This is a genomic window from Streptomyces sp. NPDC059477 (assembly GCF_042749375.1).
Taxonomy (GTDB): domain Bacteria; phylum Actinomycetota; class Actinomycetes; order Streptomycetales; family Streptomycetaceae; genus Streptomyces.
The window spans coordinates 1-8,119 of record NZ_JBHYUG010000163.1 but is presented as its reverse complement, the minus strand read 5'-3'; the positions used below and the strand labels follow the sequence as shown (position 1 = coordinate 8,119).

The 8,119-nt window shown below is 75.2% G+C and carries 7 protein-coding genes; 5 read left to right on the top strand and 2 right to left on the bottom strand.

Annotation, left to right across the window (positions count from 1 at the left end; all coding sequences use genetic code 11):
• The first annotated feature begins 212 nt into the window (after positions 1-212).
• Together ACFXAZ_RS38790 and ACFXAZ_RS38785 are read left to right on the top strand one after the other, a co-directional pair.
• Positions 213-1,211: a helix-turn-helix transcriptional regulator gene (locus ACFXAZ_RS38790; RefSeq protein WP_384601578.1), complete on the top strand. Its 999-nt coding sequence runs from the start codon at positions 213-215 to the stop codon at positions 1,209-1,211.
• 102 nt (positions 1,212-1,313) lie between these two features.
• On the top strand, positions 1,314-1,832 hold the full coding sequence (locus ACFXAZ_RS38785; RefSeq protein ID WP_384601580.1) for a DUF4240 domain-containing protein: 519 nt from the start codon (positions 1,314-1,316) through the stop codon (positions 1,830-1,832).
• Here the strand turns inward: ACFXAZ_RS38785 and ACFXAZ_RS38780 are convergent.
• The gene (locus tag ACFXAZ_RS38780) at positions 1,822-2,853 is read right to left on the bottom strand and encodes a peptidoglycan recognition protein (protein WP_384601575.1); all 1,032 of its coding nucleotides are present in this window, start codon (positions 2,851-2,853) and stop codon (positions 1,822-1,824) included. The two genes, ACFXAZ_RS38785 and ACFXAZ_RS38780, sit on opposite strands and share 11 nt — an antisense overlap.
• A 188-nt stretch (positions 2,854-3,041) precedes the next feature.
• Between ACFXAZ_RS38780 and ACFXAZ_RS38775 the strand changes: the two genes are divergently transcribed.
• The gene (locus ACFXAZ_RS38775; RefSeq protein WP_384601573.1) at positions 3,042-4,226 is read left to right on the top strand and encodes a MarP family serine protease; all 1,185 of its coding nucleotides are present in this window, start codon (positions 3,042-3,044) and stop codon (positions 4,224-4,226) included.
• Positions 4,227-4,247: 21 nt separating this feature from the next.
• Here the strand turns inward: ACFXAZ_RS38775 and ACFXAZ_RS38770 are convergent, their stop codons facing one another.
• Positions 4,248-4,745: a GNAT family N-acetyltransferase gene (locus ACFXAZ_RS38770; protein ID WP_384601570.1), complete on the bottom strand. Its 498-nt coding sequence runs from the start codon at positions 4,743-4,745 to the stop codon at positions 4,248-4,250.
• Positions 4,746-4,822: 77 nt separating this feature from the next.
• Here ACFXAZ_RS38770 and ACFXAZ_RS38765 point away from each other — a divergent pair, with 77 nt between their 5' ends.
• Positions 4,823-5,719, top strand: a complete 897-nt coding sequence (locus ACFXAZ_RS38765; protein ID WP_384601567.1) for a TIGR01777 family oxidoreductase — start codon at positions 4,823-4,825, stop codon at positions 5,717-5,719.
• An 858-nt stretch (positions 5,720-6,577) separates the two neighbouring features.
• Positions 6,578-7,936, top strand: coding sequence for an NAD(P)/FAD-dependent oxidoreductase (locus ACFXAZ_RS38760; protein ID WP_384601565.1), 1,359 nt, complete (start codon positions 6,578-6,580; stop codon positions 7,934-7,936).
• The last annotated feature ends 183 nt before the right edge of the window (positions 7,937-8,119 follow it).

The following is an 8,119-nucleotide window of genomic DNA, read 5'->3' as shown; positions in this document are numbered from 1 at the left end:
CGGGGAGGGTTCTCCGACTGTGGTGATGGAAGCCCGGGCGGGGTACGGGTTGTTGTTCGGCCGGGGGTGGGTCGTGGGTGGTCGCGCTGTTCCCCGCGCCCCTAAAGGCAGGCTCGCTGCGGCGTACCGTCTTTCAGGGGCGCGGGGAACTGCGCGTTCGGCCCCCACCCACCCGCACCCGGCCTACGATCCGCGTCCTCCATCATGGGGACATGCGTGCTGCCCGGCTCATCAAGATGGTTCTGCTGCTCCAGTCCCGCCCCTCCATGACCGCCGCCGAGCTGGCGCGCGAGCTGGAGGTGTCCGAGCGGACCGTGACGCGTGACGCGCAGGCGCTGTCGGAGGCGGGCGTGCCGGTGTACGCGGACCGGGGGCGGGCCGGCGGATACCGGCTGATCGGCGGTTACCGCACCCGTCTGACGGGGCTGGCGCGCAGCGAGGCGGAGGCGCTGTTCCTGTCCGGGGTGCCGGGCGCGCTGCGGGAGATGGGGCTTCAGGACGCGGCGTCGGCGGCCCGGCTGAAGGTGTCCGCCGCGCTGCTGCCGTCCTTGCGGGACGCGTCGCGTACGGCGGCGCAGCGGTTCCATCTGGACGCGCCGAACTGGTTCCGTGAGCCCGCGACGCCCGCGCTGCTGCCCGCTGTGGCCGACGGGGTGTGGGACGACCGGGTGGTGACCGCGCGCTACCGGCGGGGCGAGCGCGAGGTGGAGCGGCGGCTGGAGCCGTACGGGCTCGTGCTGAAGGCGGGCGTCTGGTATCTGTGCGCGCGGGTCGTGGAGGCGGGTTCCGTGGGGGCCACGGGGACCTTCCGGACGTACCGGATCGACCGGTTCACCGCGATAGAGGCGGGCGAGGAGCGGTTCGCGCGGGACGAGGGGTTCGATCTGCCGGGCTTCTGGGCGGAGCAGGCGCTGCGGTTCGCCCGTTCGCTGCTGCGCGCGGAGGTCGTCGTACGGCTGTCGCCGGAGGGGTTGCGCAGGCTGCCGCACGCCGTGGACCCGGTGTCGGCGCGGGACGCCCTGGAGCGGGCCGAGCCGGACGCCCGGGGCTGGGCGACGGTCACCGTGCGCGTCGAGTCCGAGGACGTCGCCCACACCCAGCTGACCGCGCTGGGCCCGGAGGCGGAGGTACTGGCCCCGGCGACCCTGCGGCAGCGGTTCGCGCAGGACGCGAGACGGCAGGCGGCGCTGTATCGGGCGGGGGCGGGGTAGCGGACGGGCGGGATCCGGTGTCCACGCCCGCACCCGCCCCGCGCAACAATCCGCCGCACTCCACATGCGGCTGCCCTGCGAAGGCCCGATGCTGGTGGCGTGATGGACGAGACGGAGTTCTGGGAGCTGGTGGACGCCACCCGCGAGGCCGCCGACGGCGACCCCGAGGAGCAGGCCGATCTGCTGGTCGACCGGCTGCTCCGGCTGGACCCGGACATGGTCCTGGACTTCGCCCGTCATTTCGAGGCCCGCTACAACCGCGCGTACCGCTGGGATCTGTGGGGCGCCGCCTGGGTACTCCTTGACGGGGCCAGCGACGACGCCTTCGATTTCTTCCGCTGCTGGCTGATCGGCCAGGGCCGGGAGGTGTACGAGGGCGCGCTGCACGACGCGGACGCGCTGGCCGATCTCCTGGACGACTTCGACGAGGAGATCGACGGCGACGGCGAAGAACTGGGCTACGCGGCCGATGAGGCGTACGAGCAGCTCACCGGCACGGTCGCCCCGGACCTGGGCATCGCCCCCGCCCCCGCCGAGCCGGAGGGCACCGCCCTGGACTTCGAGAACGAGCGGGTGCTGGCGGAGCGGTATCCACGGCTGTGGGACCGGTTCAAGGAGTGACGCCCGTCGCGGCGCCCGTCGCGACGCCCGTAGGGGCGCCGGTGCCGGTGCCCGTGCCCGGGGTGGCTCCCGGGCCAGGGGTGACCACCGGGCCGGGGGTGACCCCCTCCCCCGTACGGATGCCCGCGCCCGGGATCGCGCTGCCCGGTGTCGGCGCGCGGCCCTGGAGGCGGGCCGCTCGTTCCTTGATCTCGGGGAGGAGGGCCGTCAGGGCGGCGCCGGGGCAGGTGGTCATGTAGCCGTCGTTGTGGCCGGAGACCGTCGGCAGCATCACGGGGGTGCCCGAGCGGAAGCGGCTGAGGCTGTTGCTGGACACCAGCCGTACCCGCTCCCTCGGGTCGGTGCCGGCGAGCCCCAGTTTCCAGGCGGTCAGCGCGGCGATGGCGTCGGTCATCGCCTTCGGCACCTCCGCGCCCGCCGTGAAGGTGCCGATCGCGGCGATCCCTGCGGTGCGGTGGTTGAAGCCCTGCGTGTGGGCGCCGGTCACGGGCTTGTCGACGCCTCCCGCGCGGCCCTCGTAGAGAGTGCCGCAGCGGTCGACGAGGAAGTTGTAGCCGATGTCGTCCCAGTCGCGGGCGCCGGTCTGCCCGGCGGCCAGGGAGCGGATGATCTGCGGGGCCTCGGCGCAGTCGTAGGCGTTGGGCGAGTCGGTGTGGTGGACGAAGACGGCGACGACCCTGTCGTCGTAGCGGGGCGCGGGCCGCTTGCGGGTGTCGTCGGGATCCAGCCAGGCCGAGCGCGGCACGATCCGTGGCCGGGGCGCGTCGTACGCGGGAGGCCGGGCCCCCTCCGGCACCGACCCGTGGCCCGTGCGCCCCCGCTCGACACCGGCCGCGCACAGCCCGAGCACGGTGACGGCGGCGATCCCGGGCACACAGCCCAGGGCGATGAGGACGGCGCGGGGCGCGCGCTCGCGGTAGCGGCGTACTGCACCCAGCGACCGTCGCAGAGACCGTCGCAGAACGGCGCGGGAACGCCGTACGACGCCGGGTACGGGGTTCCGCCGGGAGGTGGCACACATGATCCCCACTGTCGGGGCGCGGCGCGCGGTCCGCGATGTGTGCTCTGCCACCCGGCGGAACCATCGTCCCGGTCGGCGACGTTTTCCGGTGTACAGACGGTGTCCGGCCGATTCCGGGCAGCGCTGATCACCCGGCCCGTTCGCCGCGTACTCACGGGTGCGCACGGCCCGAGAGAAGGGCGGCTTTCGTGGACCTGCTCGACATCCTGCTGCTGCTGGTGATGGTGGTCTACGCGGGGTCCGGGTACCGCAGGGGCCTGGTGGCCGGCTGTGTCGCGCTGACCGGGTTCGTGGGCGGCGCCGCGATCGGCGTGTGGATCCTGCCGTGGGTGATGGACCTGGTGACGCCGGGGACGACGGCGGCGACGGTGACGGCGGTGTGCACGGTCCTGGTGCCCGCCGCGGTGGGCCATGAGCTGGCCGGGCGGCTGGCGCTGCGGCTGCGGCACGAGCTGGACCGGGGCCCGCTGCGGGTGGCCGACGGCGTCGGCGGGGCGGTCGCCAACGCGGTGGCCGTGCTGATCGTCGCCTGGGTCGCGGCGAGTGTGCTGGCCGCGTCCTCCTCGCCCCTGCTGACCTCGGCGATCCGTGACTCCCGGCTGCTGGGCACGGTCCAGGACGCGATGCCGGACACCACGCCGGCCTGGTTCTCGCGGGCCACGTCCGCGCTGACGGAGGCGGGTTTCCCGCAGGTCTTCAACCCGTTCGAGAACGAGTCGACGGCCGAGGTGGCCGAGCCCTCCGGCGACAGCGTCACGGCCGCCGCGACCAGCGCCGCCCAGCGCAGCACGGTCAAGGTCGAGGGCTTCACGGGCGACGAGGGCCGCGAGGGCAGCGGGTTCGTGTACGCGCGCGAGCATGTGATGACCAACGCCCATGTGGTGGCGGGCATCGACGAGCCGACGGTCCGGGTCGGCGGGGTGGGGCGCGCGTACGCGGCGCGCGTGGTGCTGTTCGACCCGGACAAGGACGTGGCGGTGCTGTACGTGCCGGAGCTGACGGCACCGGTGCTGGCCTTCGACGACGACGCCTCGCGCGGGGACGCGGCGGTGGTCGCCGGGTATCCGCAGAACGGCGGTCTCGACCTCCAGGCGGCGACGGTGGCGAACCGGGTGGACGCGCGCGGGCAGAACATCTACAGCGACGCGTCCGTCACCCGCGAGATCTACTCCATCCGCTCCACGGTCCGCCCCGGCAACTCCGGCGGCCCGCTGCTGACCACCGACGGCCGGGTCTTCGGGATGGTCTTCGCCCGCTCCACCTCCGACCCGGAGACGGGCTACGTCCTGACGGCCGCCGAGGTGTCGGCCGACGCGCAGCGCGCGGCGACGGCGACGGAGCCGGTGGACACGGGAGACCTGGTGACGACCTGACGACGACTCGACGACGGGTGCCTATTGCGGCTGCCGCAAGGGGCGTGCCATGAGCACATCGTCCGCGTAGACGCCGTCCAGGCAGAACTCCTCGGGCTGGACGCCCTCCACGACGAACCCCTCGGACTCGTACAGCGTGCGGGCGGCCGTGTTGTGGCCGAGGACGCGCAGCGAGATCCGGCGGGCGCCCCGCGCGCGGGCCTCCTCGACGGCGGCCCGCAGCAGCGCCCGCGCGACGCCGTGCCCGCGCGCCTCCTCGGCGACGGCGAGGCCGCGGATCTGCCGGACGTGCGCGTTGGCGGCCAGCTCGGTGGGGAACCCGAGCCGTACGTAGCCGACGATCCGCCCGTCGAGTTCGGCGACGAAATGGTCGAGCGGGCCGCTGCGCTTGCCGAAGAAGGGCTGGTCCTCCTCGGGACGCGGGGTCACCGAGTGCCCGTGCGACCAGGTGTCCCGTTCGAGCCGGATCAGCGCGGCCTCGTCCTCGGGTACGGCGTGGCGTATGTGCGGTGCGGACATGCGGATCACTGTACGACCCGGGGATCCGGGGGCGCGGTGGGGAGCGCGGGACGGCGCGCGGCGAGGACAATGGGCGCATGGAACGTTCGCGTATCGCTGTGGCCGGCGCCTCCGGGCTGATCGGTCGCGCCCTGGTCCGGTCACTGGCCGCCGACGGGCACGAGGTGGTGCGGCTGGTACGGCGTGAGCCGCGGGGCGCGGACGAGGTCCGCTGGGATCCGGAGGCGGGGCGGGTCGACGCGGCGGGCCTGGACGGCTGTGCGGCGGTGGTCAATCTGGCGGGCGCCGGGGTCGGCGACCGGCGCTGGACACCGGAGTACAAGGCGCGGCTGCTGCGCAGCCGGGTCGGCGGCACGACCGCGCTGGCGGAGGCCGTCGCGGCGATGGACAGCCCGCCTCGGGTCTTCGTCAACGGCAGTGCGATGGGCTACTACGGCCCGACCGGTGACCGCGCGGTGGACGAGAGCGCGCCCGCCGGGACGGGGTTCCTGCCGGAGATGTGCGTGGCGTGGGAGGCGGCGGCGGCTCCGGCGCGGGAGGCGGGCGTGCGGACGGTGTTCCCGCGTACGGGGCTGGTGGTGTCGCGCGAGGGCGGGGCGTGGGCGCGGCTGTTCCCGCTGTTCCGGGCCGGGCTCGGCGGGCGGCTGGGGGACGGGCGGCAGTACTGGTCGTTCATCGCGCTGCACGACGAGGTGGCCGCGATCCGGCATCTGATCGACCGGGACGATCTGTCCGGCCCGTTCAACCTCACCGCCCCCGAGCCGCTGACGAACCGTGAGATCACCGCCGCGATGGGCCGGGTCCTGCACCGCCCGACCCTGCTGGCGGTCCCCTCCCCGGCCCTGCGGGCGGCACTGGGCGAGATGGCCGGGGACGTACTGGGCAGCCAGCGGGTACTGCCCCGCCGACTGCTGGAGTCCGGGTTCGTGTTCGCGTTCCCGACGATCGAGGACGCGGTGCGCGCGACGCTGTGAGGGGCCCTGCCGGGCCCCTCGCCGGGGGGACGGCGACTTCCACGCCGGGGCGCTGGACGCAGCGGTCGACATGCCCTGGACGCGCGGGGTGGAGGGCGACTTCCACGCCGGGGACCTGATTGCGGCGGGCGTCGCGCCCGTACGCGCGGGTGGAGGGCGGCGTCCACGCCGGGCCCTGATCGCGGCGCGTGTCGCGCCCGTACGCGCGAGTGGACGGCACCTCCCTCGCCGGGCCCTGACCGAGACGGCCCTCGCGACCGTACGCGCGAGTGGACAGCGCGCCCTCCCGCCCGACCCCAATCGCGACGCGCGGCGGGCCCGTACGCGCGGGCGGACGGCACCTCCCTCGCCGGGCCCTGATCGCGGCGGGCCTCGTGCCCGTGGGCACGGGGGGACAACGCTCCCTCCCCGGGCCCTGATCGCGGCGTGCCCGTACGCGCGGGTGGAGGGCGACTTCCACGCCGGGCCCCAATCGCGGCGCGCGGCGCACCCGTACGCGCGAGTGGACGGCACCTTCCACGCCGGGGCCCGACCGGCAGTGGTCGGCACGCCCCGTGCACGCGGGTGGGCGGCGCCCTCCTCGACGGGTCCCGGCCGCAACCGTCGGCATGCCGCCGCGCGCGGGTGGACGGCGGCACGGTGCGGGGCGCCCGGGGCGGGCGGGGGCGGTGGGGGTACGGCACCGGGCGCCGCTCGCCGGGTCGGCCGCCGTATGCCACCGCCGTGCGACCGTGACCCTGTGCGTGCGCGACTGAACCGGGGTGGTCCGCTGCCTACGCTCGACCCCAACTCGGGTATTCCCGGCGGCTCTTGGAGGCAGGAGGTCTCCACCGGCCGCGCGACCTCAGGGAGGGGCACGTGCTTCAGCCCTCGTATCAGGCGGATGTCGTCGTGGTGGGAGCCGGGGTCGCCGGGCTCTCGGCGGCACACAGGCTGACCAGCGCAGGAGTGACGACCATCGTGCTGGAGGCCGCCCCTTGGGTCGGTGGCCGCATGTCCACGGAGAAGGTCGACGGGTTCCGGCTCGACCGGATCGGGCAGTTGCTGTCCACCGCGTTCCCCGAACTGCGCCGCACCCCGGGCCTGGACGGCCTGGTGCTCAGGCCGTTCGCGCCGGGCGTCGTGCTGCACAGCGACGGCCGGCTGCACCGTACGGGCACTCCGGCGGGCGGAGGGAGCGCGCGGGGCGCACTTCACACTGTGCGCGCCCTGGCGAGCGCCCCTCGTGCGCAGGCGCTCTCCCGGGTCCCGCAGACGCCCCGGTCCCAGGCGGGGCCACGGCCGCTGGGCACGGCCGTGGACCACGCCCGGTTGCGCACCGCGCTCGCCCGGCTGGCCGCCACGCCCGTGGAGCGGGTGCTGGCCCGCCCCGAGGCGCCCGCCGGACAGGCCCTGGCGGCGCGCGGGCTGCCCGCCCGGACCATCGACGGCTTCCTGCGCCCCCTGCTGGCGGCGCTGCTGTGCGACCCGGAGCTGACCACGTCCAGCCGGTGCGCCGATCTCGCGCTGCGGGCGTTCGCGGCGGGGCGGTTGTGCGTGCCGGAGGGCGGTGCCGAGACGCTCCCCGAGCTGCTGGCCCGGACGCTGCCGCCGGGCACCCTGCACACGGGCGTGCGGGCCACCGCGGTGTCCACGACCTCGGTGACCACCGCCGAGCACGGCGAGTTCCGCTGCCGCGCGGTGCTGCTGGCGACGGACGCCCGTAGCGCCGCCGCGCTGCTGCCCGGTCTGCGCGTCCCCGACTTCCACCCGGTGACGGTGCTGCACCACACCGCGGACGAACCGCCGCGCACCGCGAACGCGCTGGTCCTGGACGCCGACCGGGGCGGTCCGGTGGCGCACACGGCCGTGGCCAGCGCGGTGGATCCCAGCCGGGCCCCGGCGGGCCGCGCGCTGATCTCCTCGACGGTGCTGGGCGTTCCCCCCGCCGACCTCGACGCGGCCGTACGGGCGCATCTCGCCCGGCTCTACGGCACCTCCACCCGGCGCTGGGAGACCCTCGCGATCCACCACACCGCCGAGGCCGTCCCGGCGATGCGCCCGCCGCACGATCTGCGCCGGCCGGTGCGGGTGATGGCGGGCCTGTACGTCTGCGGCGACCACCGCGACACCAGCACGGTCCAGGGCGCCCTCCACTCGGGCCACCGCGCCTCGACGGCGATCCTGTCGGACCTGGGCGGGACGTTGCACTCGGCACCGACGGCTCGCGCCGCGTAAGGGAGGTACGGACAACTGCGCGACCGACCCCCGCCCGGGCTGGTAGCGCAGTTCCCCGGCTCGCGCCAGGCAAGGGGGCTACAGGTGAGTCCGCGACCGACCCTCGTCCGTGGCCGATCGCGCAGTTCCCCGCGCCCCTGAGGACGCTGCCCTCCCCCACACCGGGAAGGGACCCCCCTAGCT

What these genes read in the sequence shown, in the direction of transcription:
- ACFXAZ_RS38770 (WP_384601570.1), bottom strand. Translation starts at nt 4,745, where the DNA reads ATGTCCGCACCGCACATACGCCACGCCGTACCCGAGGACGAGGCCGCG.
- ACFXAZ_RS38780 (WP_384601575.1), bottom strand. Translation starts at nt 2,853, where the DNA reads ATGTGTGCCACCTCCCGGCGGAACCCCGTACCCGGCGTCGTACGGCGT.
- ACFXAZ_RS38790 (WP_384601578.1), top strand. Translation starts at nt 213, where the DNA reads ATGCGTGCTGCCCGGCTCATCAAGATGGTTCTGCTGCTCCAGTCCCGC.
- ACFXAZ_RS38765 (WP_384601567.1), top strand. Translation starts at nt 4,823, where the DNA reads ATGGAACGTTCGCGTATCGCTGTGGCCGGCGCCTCCGGGCTGATCGGT.
- ACFXAZ_RS38785 (WP_384601580.1), top strand. Translation starts at nt 1,314, where the DNA reads ATGGACGAGACGGAGTTCTGGGAGCTGGTGGACGCCACCCGCGAGGCC.